Source organism: Kribbella sandramycini (genome assembly GCF_013131805.1).
GTDB classification, from domain to species: domain Bacteria; phylum Actinomycetota; class Actinomycetes; order Propionibacteriales; family Kribbellaceae; genus Kribbella; species Kribbella sandramycini.
The window spans coordinates 1,196,658-1,222,770 of the sequence record NZ_JABJRC010000002.1 but is presented as its reverse complement, the minus strand read 5'-3'; the positions used below and the strand labels follow the sequence as shown (position 1 = coordinate 1,222,770).

General features: G+C 70.0%; 32 protein-coding genes. 16 read left to right on the top strand and 16 right to left on the bottom strand.

Annotated features, from left to right (window positions below):
• Window positions 1-7 precede the first annotated feature (7 nt).
• The 3 genes from HPO96_RS13025 to HPO96_RS13015 form a co-directional block, all read right to left on the bottom strand.
• Entirely contained in the window at window positions 8-880 is an 873-nt protein-coding gene (locus HPO96_RS13025; protein WP_171673605.1) for a GNAT family N-acetyltransferase, read from the bottom strand.
• A 73-nt stretch (window positions 881-953) separates the two neighbouring features.
• Window positions 954-2,171 carry a phosphoserine phosphatase SerB gene (gene serB, locus HPO96_RS13020; protein WP_171673604.1) on the bottom strand — a complete coding sequence of 406 codons (1,218 nt, stop codon included), beginning with the start codon at window positions 2,169-2,171 and terminating at the stop codon, window positions 954-956.
• Window positions 2,172-2,244: 73 nt separating this feature from the next.
• Window positions 2,245-2,979, bottom strand: coding sequence for a hypothetical protein (locus tag HPO96_RS13015; protein WP_171673603.1), 735 nt, complete (start codon window positions 2,977-2,979; stop codon window positions 2,245-2,247).
• A 66-nt stretch (window positions 2,980-3,045) separates the two neighbouring features.
• On the opposite strand from HPO96_RS13015, the gene HPO96_RS13010 reads away from it, so the two are divergent.
• From HPO96_RS13010 to HPO96_RS12995, 4 genes are all read left to right on the top strand, one after another.
• The gene (locus HPO96_RS13010) at window positions 3,046-3,828 is read left to right on the top strand and encodes an ABC transporter ATP-binding protein (protein ID WP_171673602.1); all 783 of its coding nucleotides are present in this window, start codon (window positions 3,046-3,048) and stop codon (window positions 3,826-3,828) included.
• Window positions 3,829-3,897: 69 nt separating this feature from the next.
• Window positions 3,898-4,398, top strand: a complete 501-nt coding sequence (locus HPO96_RS13005) for an NfeD family protein (protein WP_171673601.1) — start codon at window positions 3,898-3,900, stop codon at window positions 4,396-4,398.
• 34 nt (window positions 4,399-4,432) lie between these two features.
• Window positions 4,433-5,584, top strand: a complete 1,152-nt coding sequence (locus HPO96_RS13000; RefSeq protein WP_171673600.1) for an SPFH domain-containing protein — start codon at window positions 4,433-4,435, stop codon at window positions 5,582-5,584.
• A 109-nt stretch (window positions 5,585-5,693) separates the two neighbouring features.
• Window positions 5,694-6,440 (top strand): sulfite exporter TauE/SafE family protein, encoded by a 747-nt coding sequence (locus HPO96_RS12995; RefSeq protein WP_171673599.1) that lies wholly within the window; start codon window positions 5,694-5,696, stop codon window positions 6,438-6,440.
• On the opposite strand, the gene HPO96_RS12990 is transcribed toward HPO96_RS12995, so the two are convergent.
• Window positions 6,424-7,074: a TetR/AcrR family transcriptional regulator gene (locus tag HPO96_RS12990; protein ID WP_171673598.1), complete on the bottom strand. Its 651-nt coding sequence runs from the start codon at window positions 7,072-7,074 to the stop codon at window positions 6,424-6,426. The genes HPO96_RS12995 and HPO96_RS12990 overlap by 17 nt on opposite strands.
• 52 nt (window positions 7,075-7,126) lie before the next feature.
• Between HPO96_RS12990 and HPO96_RS12985 the strand changes: the two genes are divergently transcribed.
• Complete coding sequence (locus HPO96_RS12985; protein ID WP_171673597.1) at window positions 7,127-8,080, top strand: quinone oxidoreductase family protein; 954 nt, start codon at window positions 7,127-7,129, stop codon at window positions 8,078-8,080.
• Window positions 8,081-8,102: 22 nt separating this feature from the next.
• Window positions 8,103-8,531, top strand: coding sequence for an organic hydroperoxide resistance protein (locus tag HPO96_RS12980; protein WP_171673596.1), 429 nt, complete (start codon window positions 8,103-8,105; stop codon window positions 8,529-8,531).
• A 27-nt stretch (window positions 8,532-8,558) separates the two neighbouring features.
• Here the strand turns inward: HPO96_RS12980 and HPO96_RS12975 are convergent, their stop codons facing one another.
• The 3 genes from HPO96_RS12975 to HPO96_RS12965 all read right to left on the bottom strand — a co-directional run bounded on the left by HPO96_RS12975 (window position 8,559) and on the right by HPO96_RS12965 (window position 10,349).
• Window positions 8,559-9,383 (bottom strand): helix-turn-helix domain-containing protein, encoded by an 825-nt coding sequence (locus HPO96_RS12975; protein ID WP_171673772.1) that lies wholly within the window; start codon window positions 9,381-9,383, stop codon window positions 8,559-8,561.
• A 148-nt stretch (window positions 9,384-9,531) separates the two neighbouring features.
• Window positions 9,532-10,050, bottom strand: a complete 519-nt coding sequence (locus tag HPO96_RS12970; RefSeq protein ID WP_171673771.1) for a YbaK/EbsC family protein — start codon at window positions 10,048-10,050, stop codon at window positions 9,532-9,534.
• Window positions 10,050-10,349 (bottom strand): GNAT family N-acetyltransferase, encoded by a 300-nt coding sequence (locus HPO96_RS12965; RefSeq protein ID WP_171673595.1) that lies wholly within the window; start codon window positions 10,347-10,349, stop codon window positions 10,050-10,052. Before HPO96_RS12965 ends, HPO96_RS12970 begins: the two co-directional genes overlap by 1 nt.
• An 89-nt stretch (window positions 10,350-10,438) precedes the next feature.
• On the opposite strand from HPO96_RS12965, the gene HPO96_RS12960 reads away from it, so the two are divergent.
• Window positions 10,439-12,007 (top strand): MFS transporter, encoded by a 1,569-nt coding sequence (locus HPO96_RS12960; RefSeq protein ID WP_202885810.1) that lies wholly within the window; start codon window positions 10,439-10,441, stop codon window positions 12,005-12,007.
• Here HPO96_RS12960 and HPO96_RS12955 read toward each other — a convergent pair.
• A complete protein-coding gene (locus tag HPO96_RS12955) occupies window positions 12,004-12,183 on the bottom strand; it encodes an alpha/beta hydrolase family protein (protein WP_184999626.1) in 180 nt (59 codons plus the stop codon). The genes HPO96_RS12960 and HPO96_RS12955 overlap by 4 nt on opposite strands.
• 19 nt (window positions 12,184-12,202) lie before the next feature.
• Between HPO96_RS12955 and HPO96_RS12950 the strand changes: the two genes are divergently transcribed.
• Entirely contained in the window at window positions 12,203-12,535 is a 333-nt protein-coding gene (locus tag HPO96_RS12950; protein WP_171673594.1) for a helix-turn-helix domain-containing protein, read from the top strand.
• The gene (locus HPO96_RS12945; protein WP_171673593.1) at window positions 12,520-13,992 is read left to right on the top strand and encodes a cobyric acid synthase; all 1,473 of its coding nucleotides are present in this window, start codon (window positions 12,520-12,522) and stop codon (window positions 13,990-13,992) included. The genes HPO96_RS12950 and HPO96_RS12945 overlap by 16 nt, the downstream gene beginning before the upstream one ends.
• A gap of 4 nt (window positions 13,993-13,996) precedes the next feature.
• On the opposite strand, the gene HPO96_RS12940 is transcribed toward HPO96_RS12945, so the two are convergent.
• Window positions 13,997-14,917, bottom strand: coding sequence for a DUF559 domain-containing protein (locus HPO96_RS12940; RefSeq protein WP_337796611.1), 921 nt, complete (start codon window positions 14,915-14,917; stop codon window positions 13,997-13,999).
• 191 nt (window positions 14,918-15,108) lie between these two features.
• Between HPO96_RS12940 and HPO96_RS12935 the strand changes: the two genes are divergently transcribed.
• Window positions 15,109-15,684, top strand: a complete 576-nt coding sequence (locus HPO96_RS12935; protein WP_171673592.1) for a DinB family protein — start codon at window positions 15,109-15,111, stop codon at window positions 15,682-15,684.
• On the opposite strand, the gene HPO96_RS12930 is transcribed toward HPO96_RS12935, so the two are convergent.
• On the bottom strand, window positions 15,665-18,061 hold the full coding sequence (locus tag HPO96_RS12930) for a phosphocholine-specific phospholipase C (protein WP_202885808.1): 2,397 nt from the start codon (window positions 18,059-18,061) through the stop codon (window positions 15,665-15,667). The two genes, HPO96_RS12935 and HPO96_RS12930, sit on opposite strands and share 20 nt — an antisense overlap.
• Before the next feature lie 145 nt (window positions 18,062-18,206).
• Between HPO96_RS12930 and HPO96_RS12925 the strand changes: the two genes are divergently transcribed.
• Window positions 18,207-19,328, top strand: a complete 1,122-nt coding sequence (locus tag HPO96_RS12925) for a CaiB/BaiF CoA transferase family protein (protein WP_171673591.1) — start codon at window positions 18,207-18,209, stop codon at window positions 19,326-19,328.
• Window positions 19,329-19,341: 13 nt separating this feature from the next.
• Window positions 19,342-20,484 carry an acyl-CoA dehydrogenase family protein gene (locus HPO96_RS12920; protein ID WP_171673590.1) on the top strand — a complete coding sequence of 381 codons (1,143 nt, stop codon included), beginning with the start codon at window positions 19,342-19,344 and terminating at the stop codon, window positions 20,482-20,484.
• 34 nt (window positions 20,485-20,518) lie between these two features.
• Here the strand turns inward: HPO96_RS12920 and HPO96_RS12915 are convergent, their stop codons facing one another.
• Genes HPO96_RS12915 through HPO96_RS12895 form a run of 5 tightly spaced genes read right to left on the bottom strand, consistent with a single transcriptional unit; the run spans window position 20,519 to window position 22,107 of the window.
• A complete protein-coding gene (locus tag HPO96_RS12915) occupies window positions 20,519-20,833 on the bottom strand; it encodes an NHLP-related RiPP peptide (RefSeq protein ID WP_171673589.1) in 315 nt (104 codons plus the stop codon).
• Window positions 20,830-21,144 (bottom strand): NHLP-related RiPP peptide, encoded by a 315-nt coding sequence (locus HPO96_RS12910; protein WP_171673588.1) that lies wholly within the window; start codon window positions 21,142-21,144, stop codon window positions 20,830-20,832. The genes HPO96_RS12915 and HPO96_RS12910 overlap by 4 nt, the downstream gene beginning before the upstream one ends.
• On the bottom strand, window positions 21,141-21,455 hold the full coding sequence (locus HPO96_RS12905; RefSeq protein WP_171673587.1) for an NHLP-related RiPP peptide: 315 nt from the start codon (window positions 21,453-21,455) through the stop codon (window positions 21,141-21,143). Before HPO96_RS12905 ends, HPO96_RS12910 begins: the two co-directional genes overlap by 4 nt.
• A 15-nt stretch (window positions 21,456-21,470) precedes the next feature.
• Window positions 21,471-21,785: an NHLP-related RiPP peptide gene (locus HPO96_RS12900; RefSeq protein WP_171673586.1), complete on the bottom strand. Its 315-nt coding sequence runs from the start codon at window positions 21,783-21,785 to the stop codon at window positions 21,471-21,473.
• Window positions 21,786-21,804: 19 nt separating this feature from the next.
• Complete coding sequence (locus tag HPO96_RS12895) at window positions 21,805-22,107, bottom strand: NHLP-related RiPP peptide (protein ID WP_171673585.1); 303 nt, start codon at window positions 22,105-22,107, stop codon at window positions 21,805-21,807.
• A 90-nt stretch (window positions 22,108-22,197) separates the two neighbouring features.
• On the opposite strand from HPO96_RS12895, the gene HPO96_RS12890 reads away from it, so the two are divergent.
• The 4 genes from HPO96_RS12890 to HPO96_RS12875 all read left to right on the top strand — a co-directional run bounded on the left by HPO96_RS12890 (window position 22,198) and on the right by HPO96_RS12875 (window position 24,997).
• Complete coding sequence (locus HPO96_RS12890; protein ID WP_171673584.1) at window positions 22,198-23,349, top strand: putative peptide maturation dehydrogenase; 1,152 nt, start codon at window positions 22,198-22,200, stop codon at window positions 23,347-23,349.
• Window positions 23,350-23,424: 75 nt separating this feature from the next.
• Window positions 23,425-24,018, top strand: coding sequence for a molybdopterin-dependent oxidoreductase (locus HPO96_RS12885; RefSeq protein ID WP_171673583.1), 594 nt, complete (start codon window positions 23,425-23,427; stop codon window positions 24,016-24,018).
• Window positions 23,988-24,740: a ferredoxin reductase gene (locus HPO96_RS12880; RefSeq protein ID WP_171673582.1), complete on the top strand. Its 753-nt coding sequence runs from the start codon at window positions 23,988-23,990 to the stop codon at window positions 24,738-24,740. Before HPO96_RS12885 ends, HPO96_RS12880 begins: the two co-directional genes overlap by 31 nt.
• Entirely contained in the window at window positions 24,737-24,997 is a 261-nt protein-coding gene (locus tag HPO96_RS12875; protein ID WP_171673581.1) for a DUF6510 family protein, read from the top strand. The genes HPO96_RS12880 and HPO96_RS12875 overlap by 4 nt, the downstream gene beginning before the upstream one ends.
• Here HPO96_RS12875 and HPO96_RS12870 read toward each other — a convergent pair.
• A complete protein-coding gene (locus HPO96_RS12870) occupies window positions 24,973-26,085 on the bottom strand; it encodes an alpha/beta hydrolase family protein (protein ID WP_171673580.1) in 1,113 nt (370 codons plus the stop codon). The genes HPO96_RS12875 and HPO96_RS12870 overlap by 25 nt on opposite strands.
• Window positions 26,086-26,113 lie beyond the last annotated feature (28 nt).

Below are 26,113 nucleotides of genomic sequence, written 5' to 3'. Positions count from 1 at the left end.
CAACAGCTCAGAAGGTGAGCCGGTGCACGGTCGTGCTGCGACGCGCTCGCAGGCCGAGGTGTTCGTACATCGCCAGCGCGCCGGTCCCCGAGTGCGTCCAGAGGATGATGGTGTCCCGGCCGAGCCGGGCGAACTCGGCCGACGTCCGGTCGAGCATCGCGCGGGCGATCCCGCGGCCGCGGTGGTCACTGCTGACCGCGAGCTGCTCGACGTACCCCTCCTCGCCGTCCAGCGCGATCACCACACCGGCCAGCTCGTCGCCGACGTACGCGAACGTCGTCGCCGCCGGCAGGAAGGTCGATCGCAGCACCGTCAGCTCGGACCATTCCTCGAACGACTTCCGCCGCGACTGGAACGCCGAGAAGGCGGTCCCGATCAGTTCGTGCGCCTCCTGCGCGCGCTCCGGGTCGTAGGCGTCGAGGCGGACGCCGTCCGGCAGCTCCCGGGACTCGACCGCGGCCGGTCGTTCGAGCAGCCAGTTCGTCGCGAGCACCTCGGCCCCGCGAGTCCGCAACAGCTTCGTCCCCGCCTTGTCGGCGTCGTCGACGGCCTGCGCGACCCACTCGCTGCCGACCGCGCGCGACCGTGCCTCGATCCAATCCAGCAATCGCGGCCCGAGCCCGTGGCCCCGGTACGCCGGATGGACGCCGGCCTGCGACCGCTTCCCGTCGTGCACCCAGGCCCACCCGGCCAGCTCACCGCCAGGCGCTTCGACCACCAGCGTGTCCAGCGCGAGGTCGATCAACGGCCGGCGCAGATCGGCCGCGACCGAGTCCGGAACCACCTCGGCCTGTCCGTGCCACGACACCTCGGCTGCCGCCATCAACTCGTAGATCGGGTGTGCGTCGTCGAGGGTCGCCGGCCGGGTTGTGAACTCCATAACTCCGGATCGTAGTAAGTGCCTCACCAAGGAGCGTTCGGCACCTCTAGCACCAACGCCCCTTGGTGAGGCACTACGCAGGGGTGTCGGCGTCCGCCGTTTCGACCTCTTCGCGGCTGATACCGAGCAGGTAGAGGATCGTGTCCAGGTAGGGCACGCTGAGATGGGTGTCGGCGGCCTCGCGGACGACGGGTTTCGCGTTGAAGGCGACGCCGAGGCCGGCCGCGGCGAGCATGTCGAGGTCGTTGGCGCCGTCGCCGATCGCGACCGTCTGGGACAGCGGCGTCCCGGAGCGCTGGGCGAACTGGCGCAGCGCGACCGCCTTGCCGGGCCGGTCGACGATCTCGCCGATCACCCGGCCGGTGAGGACGCCGTTGACGATCTCCAGCTCGTTGGCCTTGGCGTAGTCGATCCCGAGGTCGGCGGCGAGCCGGTCGGTGATCTGGCTGAAGCCGCCACTGACGATCGCGAACTGGTACCCGAGCCGCTTCAGCGTCCGGACCAGCGTGCGCGCGCCGGGCGCGAACTCGATCGCCTCGTAGACCGCGTCCAGCGCGGACGCCGGGAGACCGGCCAGCGCCTTGACCCGGTGTTCGAGCGACGCGGCGAAGTCCAGCTCACCGCGCATCGCGGCCTCGGTGACCGCGGCGACCTCCTCGAGCCGGCCGGCGTGCCCGGCGAGCATCTCGATCACCTCGCCCTGGATCAGCGTGGAGTCGACATCCATCACGATCAGCCGCTTCGCGCGCCGGTACAGACCGCCGTCCTGGACGGCGACGTCCAGACCCTGGCGGACGCCTTCGAGCGCGAGCACCGTGCGCAGCGTCTCCGGCTCGACACCGGACACGGCGATCTCCATCGCGGTCACCGGATAGCGGGCCATCCGGCTGATCCGGTCGATGTTGGCGCCGGTGTCGGCGATCCGGCCGGCGATCGCGGCCAGGCCGACCGCGGTCAGCGGGTGCCCGATCACGGTGACCTGGCTGCGGCCCTTGCGCCGCGGCTCGTTGTCGCCGACGCCCTTCTTCACCGAGATGTCGATGTCGAGCGCGCTGGCGAGGTCCTTGAGCTCTTCCTTCAGGTTCTTGTGGTCGCGCGGCGCCGACAGCAGCACGCCGAGGATGAGCCGGCCGCGCAGCACGACCTGCTCGGCGTCGATCACCTCGAGCCCGCGGGTCGCGAGGGTGGACAGGACGGCCGACGTCAGCCCCGGCCGGTCGGTCCCGGTCAGCGTGACCAACAACGTCGGACGGTCGGCGGACTGCGTCTCGAACTCATGCTGTGCTGTCATGGCAAGCAGAACGCTACCGACAACACCTGTCACCCGGTGGTCCGGTCCACATCCCAAACGTGAACAGGACGTCTCAGTCGGCGCTCGGCGGCGCGCAAGCGGCGACGAGCGCACGCCGGGCCGCGGTCGCCAGCTCGACGAGCGTACGGCGGCGCGCGTCGGCCTCGGCTCCGGTGACGGCGGCCCCGTCGTCCTCGAGCGCGGCGTCCGCGATCGCGAGCAGCCGCCGGGCGGTCGCCGCGGTCTTGACGGCGCGCGCGTCGTAGCCCGGGGCCAGGTCGTCACCGCGGCCGCTGCCGATCTTGCGGATGTCGATCAGCGCGTCCGCGATCTCGGGTTTCCAGCGCGCGACGTCCAGCGCCGCGAGTGAGTCGGCCGCGTCGATCAGCGCGAGCCGGAGCCCGCGGTCGGCCTCGCCGAAGTCGGCCGGCGGGGGAGCGGCGGCCGGCAGCACACTCCATTGCACGGCCGGACCGACGTACGCCGGTACCAGCCCGAGCTCGGGCCCGGCCAGGACGACGGCCTCACCCGACTCGACCGCGGCCTCGTTGAACGCCGGCGGACCGGCCAGCCCGATCGGGACGCCGGGAATCGGCAGCGCGAGATAGGCCTGCTTGGCTCCGGCCGCGCGCAACAGGTTCAGCGCGACGGGCAGCGTGGCCGGATCCGGATGGCCAGGAAGACCGGCGACTTGATGCCCGACGTCGTCCCCGAGGATCTTCGTCGCGGCGGTGTCCGGATCGCAGGCGCCGGTCAGCATCGCGTTCGTCCAGACGGTGAACCGGACCGAGGCGGAGGTGGTCAACACGCACCCCAGTGTGACACCTGCCGCCCGCTGTCCGGACACGAGCGGGCACCCCGTAGGTTTGCCCCCATGACTGCAGTGGTGGAGCTGGCCGGGGTCTCGATCGTGCGCGGCGACGCGCGCCTGCTGGACAGTGTCGACTGGACGATCGACGAGACCGACCGCTGGGTCGTCATCGGCCCGAACGGCGCCGGGAAGACCACGCTGCTGCAGATTCTGGCCGCGCAGATCCACCCGACGTCCGGTGTCACCGGGCTGCTCGGCGAGGTGCTCGGCGCGGTCGACGTCTTCGAGCTGCGGCCGCGGATCGGCCTTACCAGCGCGGCGCTGGCCGACCGGCTGCCGAAGGGCGAGCGGGTCTCCGATGTCGTGGTCTCGGCGTCGTACGCCGTCCTCGGCCGCTGGAACGAGGAGTACGACGAGCTGGATCACCAGCGGGCCAAGGAACTGCTGAACGAGCTGGGGATCGCGCACCTCGCGGACCGGACGTTCGGCACCCTGTCCGAGGGTGAGCGCAAACGCGTCCAGATCGCCCGCGCGCTGATGACCGATCCCGAGCTGATGCTGATGGACGAGCCGGCCGCCGGTCTCGACCTGACCGGCCGTGAGCAGCTGGTCCGCTCGCTCGGCGCGATCGCGACCGCCGAGGGCGCGCCCGCGATGGTCCTGGTCACGCATCACGTCGAGGAGATCCCGCCCGGGTTCACCCACGCCCTGCTGATCAAGCAGGGCCGGGTCGTGGCCGCCGGTCCGATCGAGCAGGCCCTCACCGCGCAGACCCTCAGCGACACCTTCGACCTGGCCCTCTCCCTCAACCACGAGAACGGCCGCTACACAGCTCGCGCGTTCTGAGGGAACCGCGCTGACAACAGGTACGTCACAGCATCTGCCGACACCCCTTTGAGTGGATAGGCTTGGCAGATGATGGATTGGCTGCGGGACAACCTGTGGGCGGCCTGGCTGACGATCGCCGGCGCGCTGGCGCTGGCTGAACTCGCTTCGCTCGATTTCACCTTGCTGATGCTCGCTGCCGGCGCGTTCACGGCTGCTGGGGCGGCGGCGATCTTCCCGGACCAACTGTGGTTGCACCTGGTCGTGGGGCTGGTGACGGCCGCGGCGATGCTGGTGGCGATCCGTCCGTTGCTGGTGCGCAAGATCCACCACGGCACCGAGCTGAAGACCGGCTCGGCGCATGTGATCGGCCGCAGCGGCACGGTGGTCAAGGAGATCCACCCGGACGGCGGGGGCTCGGTGCGGATCGGCGGTGACCTGTGGACGGCGCGCCCGTTCGACGAGGTCTCCACGATCAAGGCCGGCACCCGCGTCGAGGTGATGTCGATCGACGGCGCGACCGCCGTCGTCTATCCGGTCTCCGACCCGCTGCACAACGAGTTGAACAAGCCGGAGCCCGGACAGCAGTAGGCTCACAACCAACAGTGATGAGTGGGAGGGTCGAGTGCTCGGGTTTCTGATCGTGCTGGCTGTGGTCGCCGTTCTGGTGATCGTCACGCTGGCCAAGTCCGTACGGGTCGTGCAGCAGCAGACCGTCGGCATCGTGGAGCGGTTCGGCAAGTACCGGACCGGTCTGCAGCCGGGCCTGAACCTGCTGACCCCGTTCGTCGACAAGGTGCGCTACACCATCGACATGCGCGAGCAGGTCGTCTCGTTCCCGCCGCAGGGCGTGATCACCGAGGACAACCTGATGGTGTCGATCGACTCCGTCATCTACTTCCAGGTCAACGACCCGGTCCGGGCGACGTACGAGATCTCCAACTACATCCAGGCCATCGAGCAGCTGACGATGACCACGCTGCGGAACATCATCGGCGGGATGGACCTGGAGCAGACGCTGACCTCGCGCGAGGAGATCAACGAGAAGCTGCGCTACGTCCTGGACGAGGCGACCGGTAAGTGGGGGATCCGGGTGAACCGGGTCGAGCTGCGCTCGATCGACCCGCCGCCGTCCATCCAGGACTCGATGGAGAAGCAGATGCGCGCCGACCGCGACAAGCGCGCGGCGATCCTGACCGCCGAGGGTATGCGGCAGTCCGCCGTCCTCTCGGCCGAGGGGCAGAAGCAGTCCGCGATCCTGACCGCCCAGGGTGACAAGGAGTCCCGGATCCTGCGGGCCGAGGCCGAGCGGCAGGCGCGGATCCTGAAGGCGCAGGGTGAGGCGCAGGCCATCACCACGGTCTTCAACGCGATCCACGCCGGCAAACCCGACCAGGGCCTCCTCGCCTACCAGTACCTGCAGATGCTGCCGTCGATCGCCCAGGGCGACGCGAACAAGCTCTGGATCGTGCCGAGTGAGATCGGCGACGCGCTGAAGGGCCTGGGCAGCGCGGTCGGCCAGGTGGCCGGCATCCCGCAGCGGGCCGAGGGCAACTGGCAGGCGCCCGAGCTCGCCGACGACCCGGCGACGCCCGAGGTCGAGGGCCGGGTTCAGGACACCGCGGTCGCCGAGGCGGACAACGCCGTCGCGGAGGCGATCGCCGAGGCGCAGAAGGCCGCGGTCGGTCGCGGCCAGGCCGGTGCGGCCGCCGCGCCGGCGCCGGCCGCCAGCCCGGAGCCGCCGGCCGCGGACGCCGAGCCGCCGCTCGAGCGCTGATCGACCTTCCATCGGGCAGGGCCTTCCGGGTGACCGGGAGGCCCTGTCGTCGTTCATCCTCCGGACCGGTGCGCTCGGGGTCGCTGCCGATGCGTAGAGTCGGGCAACGATGACATGGTTCGAGGCGCTGTTCGTCCTGGTGGCGGGAATGGGCGCGGGCACGATCAACGCCGTGGTCGGGTCGGGCACGCTGCTGACCTTCCCCGCGCTGCTCGCCGTCGGCATCCCGCCCGTCCTCGCGAACGTCAGCAACAGCGTCGGCCTCGCTCCCGGCACGGCGGCCGGCGCGATCGGCTACCGGCGCGAGCTGGAGGGGCAGCGCGGCCGGATGCTCCGGCTCGTCCCGGCCTCGCTGATCGGCGGCGTCGTCGGGGGAGTGCTGCTACTGACCACCCCGGAGTCCGCGTTCCACGCCGTCGTCCCGGTGCTGATCCTGCTCGGCTGCGTGCTGGTCGCTTTCCAGCCTTGGCTGTCGAAGTGGATCAGCGTCCCGTCGCACACCCATCGCGGCGCCTGGTGGGTGATCCCGGCGGTTTTCGCGACCGGCATCTACGGAGGCTACTTCGGCGCCGCCCAGGGCGTGCTGCTGATGGCGATCCTCGGCCTCGGCCTCGATCCGGACCTGCAACGCATGAACGGGCTGAAGAACGTCCTGGCCACCGTCGTGAACACGGTCGCCGCGATCCTGTTCATCGTCGTCGCGGACGTCGACTGGCTCGCCGCGGCCCTGATCGCGGCCGGCTCCACGATCGGCGGCTTCCTCGGCGCCCGCTACGGCCGCAAACTCCCGCCGATCGCCCTCCGCGGCCTGATCGTGGGCATCGGTATCGTCGCCATCGTCACGATGGTGTTCTAGCCGTCAGCCCGGCCAGCAACAGATCGAGGCCGTAGTCGAACTGCTGCTGCCCGCCGCTCGTCCGGGCCAGCTCGGGCGCGAGCTCGACGACGGTCGGGAACTCGCGCGACGACAGCGACTCCATCGACGCGCGTAACCGGCGCAGCGCATCCGGGTCGCTCTGCTCGACGGTCATCTGGATCTCCCAGGTGGTCGCACCGAGGACGAACGTGAACAGCGTCGTGTGCGTGCGGGCCGCGGTCTCCGGGTCGAGACCCGACGAACGCAGTACGCTCAGCAGCCCTTCGGCGACCCGGGCGGTCTCGTGCCCGCTCAGCGGCCGGCTCGCTAGTAGTTGCGCAAGGCAAGGATGTTCGAGCATCAGCACCCGCAGGTCGCGGCAGATCGCCCGGACCTGCTCGGGCCAGGGCAGATCGGCCGGGGGCGGCGGCATCAGCGCCATCAGGTGATCGCGGATGGCGTCGTACAGGTCGTCCTTGTTCCGGAAGTAGGTGTAGAGCGCCATCGGGCCGACGCCGAGCTCGGCCGCGACGCCGCGCAGGCTGAACCCGTCGGCGCCTTTGGTCTCCATCACCTGCAGGGCGGTCCGGACCACGAGCTCGGAGCTCAGCGTGTTCCGGGGTGTCCTGGCCATCTGTGATCCATCTCCCTTCGGGGTCGCTAACGTACAGTGTATAGTACGACGTATGCGAGCAATCGAGATCACTGAGTTCGGAGGGCCCGAGGTCCTCAAGGTCGGCGAGGTCGCGGACCCGGCCGCCGGCGACGGGCAGGTGCTGATCACCGTCGACCGCGCCGGGATCAACTACGCGGACACGCATCAGGTGGAGAACAGCTACCTGCAGAAGGCGACGCTGCCGATGATTCCGGGCGGTGAGGTGGTCGGTCACACCGCCGACGGCCGCCGCGTGGTCGCGCTGGTCGGCTCCGGCGGGTACGCCGAGAAGGCCGTGGCGCACGCGCCGTACGCCTGGGATGTGCCCGAGGGCGTCACCGACGGCCAGGCGCTCGCGCTGGTGCTGCAGGGCACGACCGCCTGGCACCTGCTGAAGACCTCGACTCACTTCCGCCCTGGTGAGTCGGTGCTCGTGCACGCCGGCGCCGGCGGCGTCGGATCGATCGCGGTCCAGCTGGCCAAACTCTGGGGTGCCGGCCGGGTGATCGCGACCGCGTCGTCGGAGGAGAAGCGCAAGCAGGTGCTCGAGCTCGGCGCGGACATCGCCATCGACGGGACGCCGGAGGGTCTCAAGGACCGGATCATCGAGGCGAACGGCGGCAAGCCCGTCGACATCGTGCTGGAGATGGTCGGCGGCCCGACCTTCGACGAGTCGTTCGCGGCGCTGGCCAAGTTCGGCCGGCTCGTCACGTTCGGCGCGGCCTCGCGGGAGTCCGCGGCCGCGATCGACCCGACCCGGCTGATGAAGGGCTCGAAGACGATCGTCGGCTTCTGGCTGGCCGACTGCTTCGGCGACCCGCGGCTGCTGGGCGAGCCGCTGACCGAGCTGTTCGGCCTGGTCCAGGCCGGGTCGCTGCGCCCGATCGTCGGCGGCGAGTACGGCCTGTCCGAGGCCGCGACCGCCCATGAAGACATGCGAGCCCGCCGGACCGTCGGCAAGCTCGTGCTCGACCCCACCCGCTGAAAACGTTCGAGGAGCAGCTCAGATGACCACACCGGTCGAGAAGGTTCTGTACACCGCCAAAGCCACCGCCGAGGGCGGCCGCGACGGCAAGGTGACGAGTAGCGACGGCAAGCTGGCCGTCGTGGTGGCGCCGCCGGCCGAGCTGGGCGGTAGCGGGAACGGCACCAACCCCGAGCAGCTGTTCGCCGCCGGGTACGCCGCCTGCTTCCAGAGCGCGATGATGACGGTCGCCCGCCGCCTGCGCGTCGAGGTCACCGGCTCCACCGTCACGGCCGAGGTCGGCCTCGGCGCGATCGCCGGCGGCGCCTACGGTCTGCAGGTCACGCTCGTCGTCAGCCTTCCCGGCCTCGAGCCGGCCGTCGCCGAGGATCTGGTCGCCAAGGCCCACCAGGTCTGCCCGTACTCCAACGCCACCCGCGGCAACATCGTCGTCGACGTCAAGCTGGCGTGATCCGGACGCTGGGCTGACCCCGTCCGGTCAGTCCAGCCGCGCCATCGCCTGCTGGAGCAGGCCTTCGGTCGCGGAAACGGGTGCGGCCGCGATCGTGAGCCCCTCCATGATCGCGGCGTACTCGTCGACCTCCTCGAGTTTGTCGAGGTAGAGCGCGCTCGCCGCGTGCTCGATGTAGACGATGTCCGGCAGATCGCCGTCCGGGAACCGCAGGATGCTGAACGCGCCCCCGGCGCCGGCCGCGCCGGCGCTGCTGAACGGCATGATCTGCAGCGTGATGTTGGGCTGCTGCGCCCACTTGATCAGGTGCTCCAGCTGACCACGCAGGACGTCGGCGCCACCCACCGGCCGATGCAGGACGGACTCGTCGATGACGACCCACAGCCGGGCCGGATTCGCCCGGGTCAGGATCTGCTGCCGGTTCACCCGGAGCGAGACGCGCTGCGTGACCTCCTCCTGCGGCTGGTACGACCGGCCCAGCTGGACGACGGCCCGCGCGTATTCCTCGGTCTGCAACAGGCCGGGGACGAACATCACCTCGTACGTCCGGATCAGCGTCGCCGCGACCTCGAGGCCGACGTAGTTGGTGAACCAGCTCGGCATCACATCGCCGTACCGCGACCACCAGCCCGGGTTGTTCGCGGCGCGCGCCAGCTCCGTCAGCCGGAAGCGCTCCTGCTCGTCGGCCTGGCCGTACAGCTCCAGCAGGTCGCTGACGTCGCGCTCCTTGAAGCCGACCCGGCCGAGCTCCATCCGGCTGACCTTGGACTCCGACGCGCGGATCTGCCAGCCCGCGTCGGCGCGACTGATCCCGGCCTGCTCACGCATCCTGCGCAGCTGACCGCCGAGCATGATCCGGAGCGCGGTCGGCCCGCCGTCTCCGCCACCGCCACCAGCCACACTCACCGCTTCACCCGCCGCACCCGTCCACTCACCCATTTCAGCCCGCGATGCTACTCCCTGTCCACGGGATAGCCCGGGTTGCCGCTCCGAGCGGCCGTCAGTGCTGTGCGAGGTCGAGCACGGTCGCCGTCGGCAGCTCGGCCAGCTCGGCGCCGTCGAGCAGCACCTTCGACCCGCGGATCCCGCTGCCGATCACCACCGGCCCGGCGGCCGCCACGGCTTCGTCGACGAGGATCGGCCAGTCGGCCGGCAGCCCGATCGGCGTGATACCGCCGTACTCCATCCCGGTCGTGCCGACCGCGTCGTCCTGGGCGGCGAACGAGATCTTCCGGACGCCGAGGTGTTTGCGGATGACGCCGTTCACATCGGCCCGGTCGGTGGCCAGCACGAGCACCGCGGCGTACGCCGACTCGCCCGCGCGTTTGCCGAGCACGACGACGCAGTTGGCCGAGGCTGCCATCGGTACGTCGTACTCGGCGCAGAAGGCCGCGGTGTCGGCCAGCCCGGGGTCGATCGCGGCCGAGTACGCCGGGAGGTCGCCGAGGGCATCGCGCGTCGCCGGGGCCAGCAGCTCCGGCGCTCCGGCGGCGGGCTGCCAGTCGAGTTTGCCGAGGATCACTGCGCGGCCTCGCCGACGAGGTCGGCGTACTCGGGGTGTTTGGCCAGGTAGTCCTGGTAGAAGGGGCAGGCGGGTTTCACCCGCAGGCCCAGCGCGCGGGCGTCGTCCAGCGACTTGACGGCGATCCGGCCGGCCACGCCGCGGCCGCGGTAGTCGGGCAGGGTCTCGGCGTGCAGAAAGGCGATCACGCCCGGGCGCAGCGAATAGTCGACGAAGCCCATCAGGTTGCCCTCGGCGTCCAGCGCCTCGTAGCGGCTGCGCTCCTTGGCGTCCACCACGCTGATCTCGTTCTCCATACCGTCCACTGTAGTCAGGGGGCGTTTGGGATTCGGGACGGCTGGGGTACGGGGTCCTGCGGATCCATTGGCGCCGGAAGGAGTTCGGGATGAGCAGCGAGCACGCGCTCGACGAGGGCAAGGCGATACCGAGTCTGGTCCCGGCCCGGATGGACCGGCTGCCGTGGACCCGTTTCCACTGGATGATCGTCGTCGGTCTCGGCGTCTCCTGGATCCTCGACGGGCTGGAGATCCAGCTCGTCTCGCTGGTCGGCAACACGCTGAAGGAGTCCTCGACCCTCGGGCTGAGCACGGCCGAGATCGGGCTGCTGGCGTCGATCTACCTGGCCGGCGAGGTGGTCGGCGCGCTGTTCTTCGGTCGGCTGACCGACCGCTGGGGCCGCCGCAGCCTGTTCATCATCACGCTGATGGTCTACCTGATCGCCTCCGGCGCCGCAGGCCTGACCTGGGACTTCTGGTCACTCGCGCTCTGCCGGTTCGTGGCCGGGATGGGAATCGGCGGTGAGTACGCCGCGATCAACTCAGCGATCGACGAGCTGATCCCGTCGAAGTTCCGCGGCCGCGTCGACATCGGCATCAACGGCACCTACTGGGCCGGTGCGCTGATCGGCTCCGCGGTCGGTCTGGTCTTCCTGAACCCGGAGCTGATCCCGGTCGAGTGGGGCTGGCGGCTGTGCTTCCTGGTCGGCCCGGTGATGGGTCTGATGATCATCTACCTGCGCCGGCACATCCCGGAGAGCCCGCGCTGGCTGATGACGCACGGCAAGGTCGAGGAGGCCGAGCGGACGGTCGACCGGATCGAGGAGACGGTCCGCGCCCAGGGCGGCGAGCTGCGCGAGGTCAAGGACGACGAGGCGATCAACGTCGTCGACTACCCGCCGGTGACGTACCGCGAGATCGCGCGGGTGATGTTGCGCGACTACCGCAGCCGGTCCTTCCTCGGCTTCTCGATGATGGTCACCCAGGCGTTCCTCTACAACGCGATCTTCTTCACCTATGCGCTGGTGCTGAAGTCGTACTTCGGGCTGAACGACTCCAGCGTCGCGCTGTACTTCTTCCCGTTCGCGATCGGCAACCTGGCCGGTCCGCTGCTGCTCGGGCACTTCTTCGACACCATCGGCCGGCGCAAGATGATCTTCACGACGTACTCGCTCGCGGCCGTCGTCCTGTTCATCACTGCGCTGCTGTTCAACTCGGGTGTGCTGACGGCGGCGACGCTGACCGGGTTGTGGTGCGTGGTGTTCTTCTTCGCCTCGGCCGGCGCCTCGTCGGCGTACCTGACGGTCAGCGAGATCTTCCCGATCGAGCTGCGCGGGCAGGCGATCTCGTTCTTCTTCGCGATCTCGCAGCTGACCGGCGGCGTGGTCGCGCCGTTCCTCTTCGCGTCGCTGATCGGCGAGGGCGACCACCCGGCGCGCGGCCCGCTGGCCGTCGGCTACATGGTCGGCGCCGGGATCATGCTGCTCGGCGGCATCATCGCCTGGTTCTTCGGGGTGGACGCCGAGGGGCAGTCGCTGGAGAACATCGCCAAGCCGTTGTCGGCCCGCGACGGCACGCGCTTCCAGGGGCCTGCTCCGCGGCTGCCCAGCACTGACGCGCAGGGCCGCCGCATCACTCCGGTGAAACCGGAGTCGGAGCAGGGCGAGCCGCCGGTCTAGCCGAGTGCCCGGCGGAGGGCGTCCGTCCGATCGGCCGCCATCCGCCGGCTCACGGCCGCGGTCGTCACGAAGCCGGAGCCGTGGAAGGTGCCGGGGTAGTGGTGGACTTCGGTGCTGTTGCCGGCGTACTGCGCGGCTGACTCGTGGCGCGCGGCGCGGACTGCCTTCCGGCTCACCTCACCGGAAGAGCCTGTGGTGCGAGCGGATGACCTCGGCGGCCTGCTGATGGTGGCGGAGCGACTAAGACCGGAGGACATCGCAGCGACACCCGACGTGATCGCGCTGGAGCGGCTGGCGAAAGAGCCCGGGGGAGACGATCTGCTGGCGACGCTCCGGGCGTACTGCGCAACCGACTCCGTCCGCAAAGCCGCCACGCTCGTCTACCGGCACCACAGCACGGTCGCCTACCGCCTCGAACACGCCGAGACGACGATGGGCTTCGCCTTCGGCACCGCACAGGGCCGCTTCCGCCTGCGGCTCGCGCTCGTCTTGCGGGCTCTAGGATCGACCCCGTGGCAGGCCTCCTGATCGCTGGTACGACGTCCGACGCCGGCAAGACGACCGTGGTGACCGGGCTGTGCCGATGGCTGGCCCGGCAGGGCGTCCGCGTCGCGCCGTACAAGGCCCAGAACATGTCGAACAACTCGATGGTCTGCGCCGACGGGACCGAGATCGGCCGCGCCCAGTGGACCCAGGCGATCGCCGCCGGGGCCGAGCCCGAGGCCGCGATGAACCCGGTCCTGCTCAAACCCGGCAGCGACCGGCGCAGCCACGTCGTGCTGATGGGGCAGCCCTGGGGTGAGCTGTCCGCCCGCGGTTTCCTGACCGAGCGCGCCGAGCTGGCGAAGGCGGCGTTCGCGGCGTACGACGACCTGGCCGCGCGCTACGACGTGGTGATCAGCGAGGGCGCCGGCAGCCCGGCCGAGATCAACCTCAGACAGTCCGACTACGTGAACATGGGTCTCGCCCAGCACACCAGGACCCCGGTCGTGGTGGTCGGCGATATCGACCGCGGGGGCGTGTTCGCCTCGATGTTCGGCACGGTCGCCCTGCTCGACGCGGCCGACCAGGCCCTGATCAGCGGCTTCCTGATCAACAAGTTCCGCGGTGACGTCTCCCTGCTCCGGCCCGGCATCGACATGCTCGAAGGCGTCACCGGGCGCCCGGCGTACGGCGTCCTGCCCTGGCTGCCCGAGCTCTGGCTGGACTCCGAGGACGCGCTCGACATCCCGGTCCGGCGGCCGTCGGCGAGCAATGAGCTGTTGTCGATCGCCGTCGTCCGCTTCCCCCGGATCAGCAACTTCACCGACCTCGACGCCTTCGCCGCCGAGCCGACCACCAGCGTCTTCTTCACCACCAGCCCGGCCGAGATCCGCGACGCCGACCTGGTGGTCCTGCCCGGCTCGCGCGCCACCGTCGCCGACCTGACCTGGATGCGCTCCCTCGGCCTGGACGCCGCCGTCACCGCCCGCGTCGCCGCCGGCCGCCCCACCCTCGGCATCTGCGGCGGCTACCAGCTCCTCGGCGGCCCCATCGCCGACCCGCACGGCGTCGAAGGCGGCGGCACCCACCAAGGCCTCAACCTGTTGCCCGTAGCAACCGAATTCACTCGCGCCAAGACCCTCGCCCGCCCCACCCCCACCGCCTACGAGATCCACCACGGCACCGTCACCGTCACCGGCGATGCCACCCCCTTCCCCGGCGGCTGCCGCACCCCCACCACCTGGGGCACCATCTACCACGGCCTCTTCGACGACGACCCCACCCGCCACGCCTTCCTCACCGAAATAGCCGCCCTCACAACCAAACCCGCCCCCACCCGCACCACCTCCTTCGCCGCCCTCCGCGAGTCCCGCCTGGACCGCCTGGCCGACGCCATCGAAGAACACACCGACACCCAAGCCCTCCTCCGCCTCCTCGACTCCGCCCCCACCCCCTACCCCTTCATCCCACCCGGCGCTCCCAGCACGAACAACAGGACGTAGCCGCCTACGCGGCCCACTCGCCCGGCGCCACCCCGCTCACAGCACCCTCGCCGCCCGCAGTACCTCCTGTCCTTAGCGTCAAGGCCGCCTGCACGGTCGCGACCACCCACCTCGGATCGCCCAGCACCTGCTGATAGGTGAATCGCAGCACCGTCCACCCGGCCGCGACGAGATCGTCGTACCGGCGGCAGTCCGCGGCGAAGTCAGCAGCCGATCCGTGGAACTCATAACCCTCCGCCTCGACGATCACTCGGGCCGCCGAGTGCGCGAGGTCCACCCGGCCGATGAACCCGCCGTCGCCGTAGATGTCGACCTGCGGCTCGAACCCTGCGATCCCGTCCGAGATCAGCAGACTCCGCACCATCGACTCGAGGAAGCTCTCGGCCAGCGGCGTGGCGGCGGCCGCGACCTGGAGCACGTTCGCTCGCCCGGGCCCGCTCACTCGATGTGCTGCACGGTTGAGCTCCTCCCACCCCACTCGACCGCTCCGGAGGGCGGCGTCGGCGACCGCAAGCGCCTCGCCGAACGGCAGGATCCGAGCGCAGTCGAGCACGGTCCGGAGCGCAGAGGTCAGCCGAGCCCGCCGCTCATCGGCGGTCACCTGCGCCCAGTGCAGCACCGCTGCGCGGCCGGCGCGCGGATGCCGCTTGGCCGGAACGATCACATGCGGCGTCTCCGGCAGAACGCGCAACGGCAGCCGCAAGAGCTGGGCAGCACTGAGATGTGACACGACCCCGTCGTAGGCAAGCGCCGCAAGCCGCTCCGGGCCAAGCGCCGGCAGCGCATACACCCCGCGCGCCACCCGAATGACGGTTCCGTCGGCAACCGCCCGCTCCAGCGCCGCCCGCTTGGCCAGCCGGCGGAGTTGGGCAGTCGTCGCCGAGCCGCCCAGCTGGGCCAGGACTTCGTCGACGGGCGGCACCACCAAAGCCTCCCAAAACCGGCGGCGTCGTGCGCCGAGTTGTCCACAGGCAGCACGAACGACAGGACGTAGATGGACTTGTCGGCAGGGCGCGGCCGCGGGCCGAGCGTGGCAGGGGTCCAGCCGGCGGTGTACTTCCTGTCGTTCGTGTTGCGGGGGCGAAACTGTCTGAGGGGGTGGTTAGCGTGCTGGGTATGAAGATGGTGTTGCAGGGGTATCTGCAGGAGACTCGCGGCCGGATGCTGGCGAAGCTGGAGGGGGTGAGTGAGTACGACCGGCGGCGGCCGGTGGTGCCGTCGGGGACGAATCTGCTTGGGCTGGTCAAACATTTGATCGGGATCGAGTATGTGTATTTGGGGACGAGTGTGGGGCGGCCGCCGGCGGAGATGTTGCCTTGGGATGCGGATGGCTCGGTGTGGGAGGGCGCGGATATGTGGGCGCTGCCGACGGAGAGCACCGAGTGGCTGACGGGGCTGTATCGGGAGGCTTGTGCGCACAGCGATCGGTCGATCGCCGAGCTGGAGCTGGATACGCCGGCCGAGGTGCCGCATTGGGCCGAGGGCAAGCGGAGGACGACGTTCGGCGCGTTGCTGGTCCGGGTCGTCGACGAGACCGCGGGGCATGCCGGGCACGCCGACATCGTCCGCGAGCTGATCGACGGTCAGGGCGGGAAGGATGCCGACATGCTCGACGCGGCCGGGTGGTCGGAGTATTACCGGAAGCTTCAGGCGGCGGCGGAGGTCTTCGAAGTCACCAGCCCAGAGGCGTGAGCGCGGCGTTCTGAGTCGTTCCGCTCAGCGCGCGCAGGCGGAGGTAGCGGGCGGACGTCGGCCAGCAGCGGAGGGTCTGGGTGGCGCCGCTGAAGGTGCCACTGGTGTGCGGGGAGCCCCACGTGACGCCGTCGGTGCTGAGGTGCAGTTCGTACTGCCCGATCTGACCGGGCTGACAGGTCAGACCGGTGACAGTGCGGGCGCTGCCGAGATCGAGCCGGATCTCGTTCGTCGACGGTTGCGCGGTCGCGGTGAGTCGGGCCGAGGCCATCACCGGGTCGCTGATCCCGGCGGCGTCCTTCTCCAGCCGTCCGGCGAACCGGCGGGTGAAGCCGTCGGTGGTGTCGGCGGTCGCCGTCAGGTCGTACCAGCCGGCCATCCCGTTCGCCGTACTGAACCAGTCCTCGACCGTCGCGCCCGGCCCGACCTGATAGCTCCACGGCCCACCGGCGCGGTTGTTCGGCCGGATCGTGATCGTGCAGGCCTTCGTCCCGGCGTTCGTCATCGTCAGCCAGACCAGGTTGTCGGCCGGCGCGTACCGCAGCTTGACCTCGGGGTTGGCGTTCCCGCTGGTCGTCGCGGTGATCCGATTCCCCGCGAAGCGGCGGACGAAGCCATTCGGTCCGAGCACGGTCAGGTCGTAGGCGCCGCTCGGCGTCCCCGCCTGCCAGTAGTCGGACGCCGAAGCGCCCGCGCCGATCGTGTAGCGCCACGGCCCGTCGCTCCGATAGGCGTTCGCGTACACGTAGAAGTGCGCCCCGGCCGTTCCGGTGTTCGCGAAGTCGATCCAGAAATTGTCGGCCGCAACGCGTCCAGAGGCCGCCAGGACGTAGGGCAGCGCCCGCGAGGTCTTCGGCCCGGCCTCTTGCGGCGGCAGGGCTTGGTTCGCCGGGGGAGCGGGGTACGTCGTCTCCCAGCCCGGAGTCGGCGGTGTCGACGGCAGCGCCGGATAGCTCGGGTTCGTCGTGGTCAGATCGAGTGCGGCGGTCAGATCACCGCAGACCGACCGCCGCCATGGCGAGATGTTCGGCTCGGCGATCCCGGACCACCGTTCGAGGAACCGCAGTACCGACGTGTGGTCGAAGACCTGCGAGCACACGTTGCCGCCGCGGCTCCACGGCGAGACCACCAGCATCGGCACCCGCGCGCCGAGCCCGATCGGCACCCCGCCGACCAGTTCGTCGGCGATCGCGACCGTCGACTGCCCTTCGTTCGCGTTCACCGGCGGCACGGGCGGCGGCACATGGTCGAAGTAGCCGTCGTTCTCGTCGTACGTGATCAGCACGAGCGTCTTGTTCCACACCTCCGGATGCGACGCGAGTTTGTCGAGCAGCTCCTTGGTGAAGTTCGCGCCCTCGGCCGGACCCCACGCCGGGTGCTCGCATTTCGGCTCCGGCGCGACGATCCACGACACCGCCGGGAGCTGCCCGGCCGCGACGTCCGCAGCGAACGCCGGGATCAGCTGATCGGCAGCCACCCGGTGCAACCCGCGGTCGTAGAGCCGCCGCTCGGCCGGAGTGAGGGTCGCGACCCCGGCCGCGAGCTGGTTCAGCAGCGTCGCCCGATCGGCGGCACTCGCCTTCCGGACGCCGTTGTCGTAGAAGAACTCCAGCTTCGAATAGCTCGTCCGCGCCAGTGCCTTGCGGCCGATGTCGAGAAACTTCTTGAAGTAGTCGAGGGAGTTGTCGCCGTAGTTGTCCCACTCCTGGTAGACCCGCCAGCTCCTGCCCGCCGCTTCGAGCCGCTCGGCGTACGTCGTCCAGGTGTAGCCGGTGTGACCGGCGTTCTGCCAGGCGTCGTTGCCGATCGCGCGCGTGCTGGTGCCGGGCTCGAAACCGAGCATGCCGGTGAACAGATAGAACCGGTTCGGGTTCGTCGGCCCGAGTTCGGAGCAGTGGTAGGCATCGCAGATCGTGAAGGCGTCCGCGAGCGCGTAGTAGAACGGCAGCTCGGCGCGCAGATGCGTGGCCATCGAGTACTTCGTCTTCTGCGGGATCCATTGATCGTTGCGGCCGTGGTTCCACGCGCCGTGGCTGGTACCCCAGTCGTGCGGCGTCCCGGTCATGTACTGGCTCGCGACCGGGTAGGGGAGGACGTAGCCGCTGCCGTTGGGCTGGTGGAAGACCGAGCGGCCGGTCGCGAGCGTCCGCGCGGTCGGGTCGTTGAACCCGCGGACGCCGCGCAGCGCGCCGAAGTAGTGGTCGAACGACCGGTTCTCCTGCATCAGGATCACGACGTGCTCGATCATGTCCAGCCCACCGGCCGGGGCGGGCGCGGCGAGCGCGCGCTGCAGGCTCTCGGGCAGCGCGCTGAACACCCCCGCGGACGCCGCGGTCAGACCTGCGGTCTTCAGGAAGTCTCTGCGGTCCATGGTCATCGGCTCACCTGTTCTGTCGGGGCGGAGACAGACGTGCGGTAACGGTGTAGACGGCGGCGATGAACCCGTCAAGACCGGGACATGGCCGAGGCTCGGCGGCCCGATGGCTTGACGACCATGACAGTGGAACTGTCACAATGGCGGTATGGGTCCTCTGGAAGGCGTGAAGGTGGTCGAGCTGGCCGGGCTGGGGCCGGCGCCGTTCGCCTGCATGATGCTGGCCGAGCTGGGCGCCGACGTCCTGCGGATCGAGCGGCCGGGCGGCGGGCTGGCGATGGGGCCGCCCGAGCTGGAGCTGGTGAATCGCGGGCGGCGCAGTGTCGCGCTCGATCTGAAGAACCCGGCCGCGATCGACGTCGTACGCCGGTTGGTCGCGCAGGCCGACGTCCTCGTCGAAGGGTTCCGGCCGGGAGTCGCCGAGCGGCTCGGGGCCGGGCCGGACGACTGCTTCGCGCTGAATCCACGGCTCGTCTACGGCCGGATGACCGGCTGGGGTCAGGACGGGCCGCTGGCGCAGGCGGCCGGGCACGACATCGACTACCTCGCGCTGTCCGGTGCGCTGCATCTGATCGGCCGGGCCGGTGGGCCGCCGCAGGTTCCGGCGAACATTCTCGGCGACTTCGCCGGTGGGTCGCTGTACCTGGTCGTCGGCGTACTCGCGGCGCTGCACCACGCGCAGCGGACCGGCGCGGGGCAGGTGGTGGACGCCGCGATCGTCGACGGTTCGGCGCATCTGACAACCATGCTGCTCGGCGCGCTTGCCGGGGGCAGCTGGAAACAGGAGCGCGGGACAAATCTGCTCGACACCGGCGCGCCGTTCTATGACGTCTACGAGACGGCCGACGGTCTCTTCATGGCGGTCGGTGCGATCGAGCCGCAGTTCTACGCCGAGCTGATCGCCAAGCTGGGGGTCGAGGCCGCGGACCGCTACGACCCGGCGAACTGGCCGGAGTTGCAGAAGCTGCTGGCCGAGACGTTCCGCACGCGATCGCAGGCGGAGTGGACCGAGTTGTTCGACGGGTCCGACGCGTGCGTGGCGCCGGTGCTGCCAATGGCCGGTACGCATCCGCATCTGAACGCCCGCGGCACGTTCGTCGACAAGGACGGCGTCCGGCAGGCCGCGCCCGCGCCGCGCTTCTCGCGGACGCCGACCACCCTCGACCGGCCGCCTGCGCGACCAGGTCAGCACACCCGGGAGGCCCTGGCCGACTGGGGGATCACCGATACCGACGGTCTGTTCGAGACCGGCGCCGCCGTACAGAACTGAAAGGGATCCGCCTGTGGAACGTCAGCTCTTCGACGCCGATCACGACGCCTTCCGGGAGACCGTCCGGTCGTTCTGCGACAAGGAGATCGTCCCGCACCACGACAGCTGGGAGGAGGCCGGCATCGTGCCGCGGGAGCTGTGGGCGACGGCCGGGCGCGGCGGGCTGCTCGGGTTCATGATGCCCGAGGAGTACGGCGGGGGCGGGGTGCGCGACTTCCGGTTCAACGCGGTGCTGCTGGAGGAGATCACCCGGGCGCGCGGCGGCGGGGTCGGGTTCTCGCTGCACACCGACATCGTCTCGGCGTACCTGCTCGACTACGGGACCGAGGAACAGAAGGCGCGCTGGCTGCCCGGGTTCTGTTCGGGGGAGACGATCACCGCGATCGCGATGTCCGAGCCCGGCGCGGGTAGCGATCTGCAGGGGATTCAGACCACGGCGCGGCGCGACGGCGACCACTACGTGCTGAACGGCCAGAAGACGTTCATCTCGAACGGCATCCTGGCCGATCTGGTGATCGTCGTCGCGAAGACCGACCCGGACGCCGGCGCCCAGGGCATCTCGCTACTCGTCGTCGAGCGCGGGATGGAGGGGTTCGAACGCGGCCGCAACCTGGACAAGATCGGCCTCAAAGCGCAGGACACCGCCGAGCTGTTCTTCGACAACGTCCGCGTCCCCGCCGCGAACCTGCTCGGCGAGGAAGGCCAGGGCTTCGTCTACCTGATGCAGAAGCTCCCGCAGGAGCGGCTCGCGATCGCCGTGATCGCGGCCGCCGCCTGTGAGCACGTCCTCGACGAGACCCTGAAGTACGTCAAGGAGCGGACGGCGTTCGGCCGGCCGATCGGCTCGTTCCAGAACAGCCGTTTCGTGATCGCCGAACTCGCCACCGAGATCCAGATCGCCCGTGTCTTCGTGGACCGCTGCATCACCGAGCTCAACGCCGGCACCCTCACCGTCGCCGAAGCCGCGATGGCCAAGTGGTGGACCACCGAGCTGCAGAAGAAGGTCGTCGACCGCTGCCTCCAGCTGCACGGCGGCTACGGCTTCATGACCGAGTACCCGATCGCCAAGGCTTACCTCGACAGCCGCGTCCAAACCATCTACGGCGGCACCACCGAAATCATGAAGGAGATCATCGGCCGCACCATGGGCATCTGACAGCCGGCTGCCCACCGGGCAGCCGGCCACCCACTCAGCGCTGCCGCAGCACCGCCGACATCCGCCCAGCCTCCAGCACATGCGGATTGTTGTGGTTCCCACCCGCAGTCAGATAAGCCACCAGCTCATCCCGCGCTGCCGCGATCTCGTCCTTCCCAGCGAGCCGCTCCACCACCATGCAGTCCAGCGGCGAAACCTTCACCAGCTCCGGCGCCAACCCGACCTGGACCAGCGCCGCATGCCGATCCCGGGCAAACAACTCCCGAAACCCGTCATCCGTAGCCAACAACTCCAGCAACCGATCGGCGACCTGCGCCGGAATCTGCACCTTCGTGGCGGTCGCACTCATCGGGAACCTCCGCGGGCGTGCAACGGCTGTGCCTCCAGAGCGTGCGGAGCGACCTGGCCGCTGGTGGACGTCAGCCCGGCGACCAGTTCGGCGCGCGTAGCGGCGAGCTCGGACTTGCTCGCCAGCCGCTCCACCTTCATGCACTCCAGCGGCGCCACCTGCACCAACTCGGGCGCCACCCCAACCTGCACCAGCGCCGCATGCCGGTCCCGGGCAAACAACTCCCGAAACCCGTCGTCGGTGGCCAGCAGCTCGAGCAGGCGGTCGGCGACGTGGGGCGGGATCTGCAGTTTGGTGGCGGTGGTGCTCATCGGAGTACTCCGGTGAGCTGGTGTGAGGGGGTGGTTTCGAAGAGGTGGTGGGTGATCTGGGCACCGACCGAGGTGAGGCCGGCCAGGAGTTCGGCGCGGGTGGCGGCGATCTCGGCCTTGCTTGCGAGCTCGCCGACGATCATGCAGCCGAGGCGCTCGTGCTCGACCAGCTCGGCGTCGAGCCCGGCATGCACCAGCGCTGCATGCCGATCGGCCACGAACAACGAGCGAAAACCGTCATCGGTGGCGAGCAGCTCGAGCAGGCGGTCGGCGACGTGGGGCGGGATCTGCAACTTGGCAGCAGTCTTCATGGCTCGCCAGGCCCGTCAGTTGTGGCGGAGGACGGCGTGCATGGCGCCGGACTCGAGGACGTGGGGGTTGGTGTGGTTGTTGGCGGCGGTGAGGTAGGTGGTGAGCTCGGCGCGGGCGGCGGCGATGGCGGCCTTGGGGGCGAGGGTTTCGACGGCCATACATCCGAGGGGCGCGATCTTCACGAGCTCGGGGTCGAGGCCGAGGGTGATCAGGGCCGCGTGGCGGTCGTGGGTGAAGAGGTCGCGGAAGGTGTCGTCGGTGGCGAGCAGCTCGAGCAGACGGTCGGCCACGGCGGCCGGGATCTGCAGTTTGGTGGCGGTCGCAGTCATGTGATTCCCCCAGGAAGTGTCAGTTGTGGCGGAGGACGGCGTGCGTTGCGCCGGACTCCAGGATGTGCGGGTTGTTGTACGCCGCTCCGGACAGCAGGTAGGCGCGCAGCTCGTCGCGGGCGGCGGCGATCACCGTCTTGGCGGCCAAGCGGTCGACGGCGAGGCAGCCGAAGCCGTCGGGGGTTTCGCAGCCGACGGCGGTCAGCGCGGCCTGGCGATCGTGGGCGAAGAGGTCGCGGAAGGCGTCGTCGGTGGCCAGCAGGTCGAGCAGGCGGTCGACGACCGGTGCCGGAAGCTGCGGTTTGCGTGTGGTTACTGTCATCTGGCCCCCCAAATGTCATGTAGTACCCAGAGATTCAGTTGTCGCGGGATAATGTTAACCGACGACTTTGCCTGGGGGGCTGTGATGTTGATGCGGGTACGCCGTTGTGCGGTGTTGTTCCTGGAGCCGCGGGAGGAGGTCGGGTTCGATCTCGATTCGCTCGTGAGCGGCGGGGTCGGGCTGAGCCGGACGCAGCGCTGGCTGGCGCTGGCGGCGCATCTCGACGGCGAGGTCGAGGTCGATGCGGAGCAGCGGGAGTTGCTCGGCCGGCTGAGCCCGAGCGTGTGGGTCGAGAGCGACGACGCGCTGCTGCCCGAGCTGCTCAAGGCCGGCTTGGTGATCGCGGACGACGACTCCGCGCACCGCGAGCGGGACGACGCGCTGCGCGCCGGGCACTGGTGGCCGCCGGCCGCGATGCTGCACCGGCTCGCCCGCTGGGAGAGCGTCGACAGCGTCCGCACGATGGAGGACAACGAGATGACGACCGCGGCCGACCTGCGCCGCAAGCTCGGCCCGCCGCCGACCCACGCCCTCACCCGCAGCGAACCCGCCGACCGGGTCGCGCTCCCGCGCGTCGACGGCAACGACTTCGACGCGATGCTCGCCCGCCGCGCCACCTGCCGCAACTTCGACCCCGACCGCCCGCTGCCGCTCGAGCTCTGCGCGCGGATGCTGCACCGCGTCTTCGCCGCCCAGGGCGAGATGCGGCTGGACGACGAAACGGTCTTCCTCAAGAAGCACACGCCGTCCGGCGGCGGCCTGCACCCGACCGAGGCTTACCTGATCGTCCAGAACGTCGACGGCCTCACACCCGGCCTCTACCACTACCACTGCGTCGACCACGCCCTCGAGCCGATGCCGGCCCCCGACGAGCCGCTCGCCGAGTTCGCCCGCCGCGCCCTCGCCGGTCAGCACTGGTTCTCCAACGCGCCCGTGCTCGCCGTCCTGACCTCGCGGTACGCGCGCAGCTTCTGGAAGTACCGCCAGCACGCCAAGGCCTACCGCGCCCTCGTCCTCGACGCCGGCCACCTCTCCCAGACGCTCTACCTGAGCGCGACCGAGCTCGGCCTCGGCGCCTTCGTCACCTCCGCCATCAACGAGCTCGACATCGAACGCGCCTTCGGCCTGGACCCGCTGACCGAGGGCCCGCTGGCGATCTCCGGCTTCGGCCGGCGCGCGCAGCAGCTGGTCACCACCGAGTTCGACCCCGGCCAAGAGGTCTGGCTCCGCACCCCGGAGTGAAATCGCCGCCCCAACGATGGGAATCCGAGAGCTGGAAGTGATTGACTGCCTCCAGGAACGTCGAGGGAGGTCGGCATGGTGGTTTCGCCGGGGTTCACCGGCCGGAGGCGGAGCGGGACGGAGCTTCCGCCCGGGCAGTACCTGACACACGAGTTCCCGGTGCTGTCCGCGGGGCCGACGCCCCAGATCCGGACCGATCACTGGGAGTTCACGGTCGCCACCGAGAGCGGTGAGACCTACAAGTGGGACTGGAAGGCCCTGCTGGCCCTTCCGGCCGAAGACATCACGCGGGACATCCACTGCGTGACGCGCTGGTCGAAACTGCAGACCGAGTGGAAGGGCGTCTCACTCGACACCGTGCTCGCCGACGTCGAGACCGCGGCCGACTACGCGCTCGTCCACAGCTACGGCGGCTACACGACCAACCTCCCGCTGGAGGACCTGCTCGACGGCCAGGCCTGGATCGCCTACGAGTACGACGGCGAGCCGATCCACCCCGAGCACGGCGGCCCGGCCCGGCTGCTCGTCCCGCACCTGTACTTCTGGAAGAGCGCCAAGTGGGTCCGCGGCATGGTGCTCTCCGACAGCGAAGACCTCGGTTTCTGGGAGACCGCCGGCTACCACGAGTACGGAGACCCATGGAAAGAACAGCGGTACGCCGGCGACTGAGCTGGCAGGTCGCCACTGTCGCCGACGTACGCCGGGAGACTGCGACCGCCCGCACCATCGTGCTCGACGTCCCGGAGTGGCCGGGCCACCTCGCCGGCCAGCACCTCGACGTCCGCCTCACCGCGGACGACGGCTACCGAGCCTCCCGCTCGTACTCGATCGCCTCCGCTTGGAGCGGCGGCCAGATCGAGCTCACCGTCGAAGAGGTCGAGGACGGCGAGGTCTCTCCCTACCTGGTCGAGGTCCTGAAACCCGGTGACCCACTGGAGCTGCGTGGCCCGGTCGGCGGCTGGTTCGTCTGGAGGCCCGAGCAGGAGGGCCCGGTCCAGCTGATCGGCGGCGGCTCCGGCGTCGTTCCGCTCCGGGCGATCCTGCGCGCCCACGCCGAAGCGGCCAGTACGACGCCCGTCCGGCTGCTGTACTCCGTACGCCGTCCCACCTCGGTCATTTACGTCGACGACCTGAAGGAGCTGGCGTCGTCCGACCACGTCGACGTCCGGCTCGTCTACACCCGCGAAGCGCCGGACGGCGAGCCGCGCGTCGGCCGCATCGACGCCGAGCTGATCGACCAGCTCGCGTTCACCCCGGCCGACGAGCCGACGACGTACGTCTGCGGCCCGACCCCGTTCGTCGAGGCGGTCGCCGACCTGCTCGTCGCCGCCGGTCACGACCCGGCGCGCGTCCGCACCGAACGCTTCGGCCCGACTGGAGGCCCGCAATGACCACGTACCTGGACGGCAACGCCGCGGCCGGCAAGCTCAGCGAGATCTTCGCCGTCGACATCACCGCGGCCGTCACCCGCTGCGACGGCTGCGGCCAGACCGGCGTCTTCGCCGAGACGCGGCTCTACCTGGATGCACCGGGCATGGTCGCCCGGTGCCCAGGCTGCGATCACGTCCTGCTGCGGGTGGTGACGACGTCGTCCGAGACGTACGTCGACCTCCGCGGCCTCACCTACCTCCGGCTGCCCACGCCCTGATCGACCCGGACGTCGACCGGCCCGGGCTTCACCGCGCCGGTCAGCAACCGCATCCCGCTCCGATCGTTGAGCAGGTACCGCCGGAAGAACGCCGAGACGTACGCCGTCCCCGTCGCCCGCTGCTGCGGTTCGCTCAGCCGCCGGTCGCCGCAGTCCGCCGGCGCGTCGTCCTCCGCGCCGACCTGCCCACTCGACGGTGACCACTGCGTGTTGAAGAAGTTGTGGTTCGCGCCGCGGACATACCACTCGTACAGCGGCGCCTTGTTGTGGGCCTGCAGATAGTTGTAGACCCGCCCCTGGACGGCGCCGTCACAGCTGCCGATGATCCCGCCGACCGGGATGTTCGTGATCCGGTACGCGTCGAGCTCCGGACTGTCCGGGTTCTCGTCAGGGGAGTACGGCTCGGCCGGCGCGAGCGGGACGACGGCCTTGACCTCGACCCCGCGCGGCCAGTTCTTCTGATTCTGGTCGGCGGCGTAGAACAGCGTCCCGCGCCCGCCGCGCGAGTGGCCCATCAGCCCGACGTTCGTCAGATCGGCATGCCCCTTGAAGTTCACCGGCAGCTTGCCGGCCAGCGGGCCGCGGCCGGTGCTCGACAGCTGCTGCCACATCCGCAGGTGCTCGTTGATCAGCGCGGCGCGGGCGGCGTCCTGCTCCTGACCCATGAAGGCCTTCGAACCGTTCGCGCTGATCGAGATCACGATCATCCCCTGGGCGGCGAGTTTCGCGCCGAGGTAGTCGTACCCGCGGTAGTTCGGGATCTCCGGTGTCCCGGGCGCACACGGCCAGGCGTCGAGTTTCTCCCAGTCCTCGTCCTGCCACGCCTTCCGGTCGGCGCAACTGATCCACAAACCGTGAGAGATCAGCACGACGGGGTAGCGGCGGCCGGTCAGGTCCAACGGGTAGTGGACGACGGCGGTCAGCTCGCCTTTGGCCTTGGTCCCGTCGGCGCCGGGTGGGAGGTCGAAGACCGAGTCCCCGAGCGAATAGGCGGCGACGCCGACCCGGTGACCCGGGGATGCGGTTGCCGATGGCAACCAAACCACGGAGAGCAGGAGGGCGGCCGCTGCGGTCAGAAGTCTTTTCACGCAACCAAGGACGCGGGCCTGCCGCGCC

What these genes read in the sequence shown, in the direction of transcription:
- HPO96_RS13025 (WP_171673605.1), bottom strand. Translation starts at nt 880, where the DNA reads ATGGAGTTCACAACCCGGCCGGCGACCCTCGACGACGCACACCCGATC.
- serB (WP_171673604.1), bottom strand. Translation starts at nt 2,171, where the DNA reads ATGACAGCACAGCATGAGTTCGAGACGCAGTCCGCCGACCGTCCGACG.
- HPO96_RS13010 (WP_171673602.1), top strand. Translation starts at nt 3,046, where the DNA reads ATGACTGCAGTGGTGGAGCTGGCCGGGGTCTCGATCGTGCGCGGCGAC.
- HPO96_RS13005 (WP_171673601.1), top strand. Translation starts at nt 3,898, where the DNA reads ATGATGGATTGGCTGCGGGACAACCTGTGGGCGGCCTGGCTGACGATC.
- HPO96_RS12995 (WP_171673599.1), top strand. Translation starts at nt 5,694, where the DNA reads ATGACATGGTTCGAGGCGCTGTTCGTCCTGGTGGCGGGAATGGGCGCG.
- HPO96_RS12990 (WP_171673598.1), bottom strand. Translation starts at nt 7,074, where the DNA reads ATGGCCAGGACACCCCGGAACACGCTGAGCTCCGAGCTCGTGGTCCGG.
- HPO96_RS12985 (WP_171673597.1), top strand. Translation starts at nt 7,127, where the DNA reads ATGCGAGCAATCGAGATCACTGAGTTCGGAGGGCCCGAGGTCCTCAAG.
- HPO96_RS12980 (WP_171673596.1), top strand. Translation starts at nt 8,103, where the DNA reads ATGACCACACCGGTCGAGAAGGTTCTGTACACCGCCAAAGCCACCGCC.
- HPO96_RS12975 (WP_171673772.1), bottom strand. Translation starts at nt 9,383, where the DNA reads ATGCTCGGCGGTCAGCTGCGCAGGATGCGTGAGCAGGCCGGGATCAGT.
- HPO96_RS12965 (WP_171673595.1), bottom strand. Translation starts at nt 10,349, where the DNA reads ATGGAGAACGAGATCAGCGTGGTGGACGCCAAGGAGCGCAGCCGCTAC.
- HPO96_RS12960 (WP_202885810.1), top strand. Translation starts at nt 10,439, where the DNA reads ATGAGCAGCGAGCACGCGCTCGACGAGGGCAAGGCGATACCGAGTCTG.
- HPO96_RS12935 (WP_171673592.1), top strand. Translation starts at nt 15,109, where the DNA reads ATGAAGATGGTGTTGCAGGGGTATCTGCAGGAGACTCGCGGCCGGATG.
- HPO96_RS12930 (WP_202885808.1), bottom strand. Translation starts at nt 18,061, where the DNA reads ATGACCATGGACCGCAGAGACTTCCTGAAGACCGCAGGTCTGACCGCG.
- HPO96_RS12925 (WP_171673591.1), top strand. Translation starts at nt 18,207, where the DNA reads ATGGGTCCTCTGGAAGGCGTGAAGGTGGTCGAGCTGGCCGGGCTGGGG.
- HPO96_RS12915 (WP_171673589.1), bottom strand. Translation starts at nt 20,833, where the DNA reads ATGAGTGCGACCGCCACGAAGGTGCAGATTCCGGCGCAGGTCGCCGAT.
- HPO96_RS12910 (WP_171673588.1), bottom strand. Translation starts at nt 21,144, where the DNA reads ATGAGCACCACCGCCACCAAACTGCAGATCCCGCCCCACGTCGCCGAC.
- HPO96_RS12905 (WP_171673587.1), bottom strand. Translation starts at nt 21,455, where the DNA reads ATGAAGACTGCTGCCAAGTTGCAGATCCCGCCCCACGTCGCCGACCGC.
- HPO96_RS12900 (WP_171673586.1), bottom strand. Translation starts at nt 21,785, where the DNA reads ATGACTGCGACCGCCACCAAACTGCAGATCCCGGCCGCCGTGGCCGAC.
- HPO96_RS12895 (WP_171673585.1), bottom strand. Translation starts at nt 22,107, where the DNA reads ATGACAGTAACCACACGCAAACCGCAGCTTCCGGCACCGGTCGTCGAC.
- HPO96_RS12890 (WP_171673584.1), top strand. Translation starts at nt 22,198, where the DNA reads ATGCGGGTACGCCGTTGTGCGGTGTTGTTCCTGGAGCCGCGGGAGGAG.
- HPO96_RS12885 (WP_171673583.1), top strand. Translation starts at nt 23,425, where the DNA reads ATGGTGGTTTCGCCGGGGTTCACCGGCCGGAGGCGGAGCGGGACGGAG.
- HPO96_RS12880 (WP_171673582.1), top strand. Translation starts at nt 23,988, where the DNA reads ATGGAAAGAACAGCGGTACGCCGGCGACTGAGCTGGCAGGTCGCCACT.
- HPO96_RS12875 (WP_171673581.1), top strand. Translation starts at nt 24,737, where the DNA reads ATGACCACGTACCTGGACGGCAACGCCGCGGCCGGCAAGCTCAGCGAG.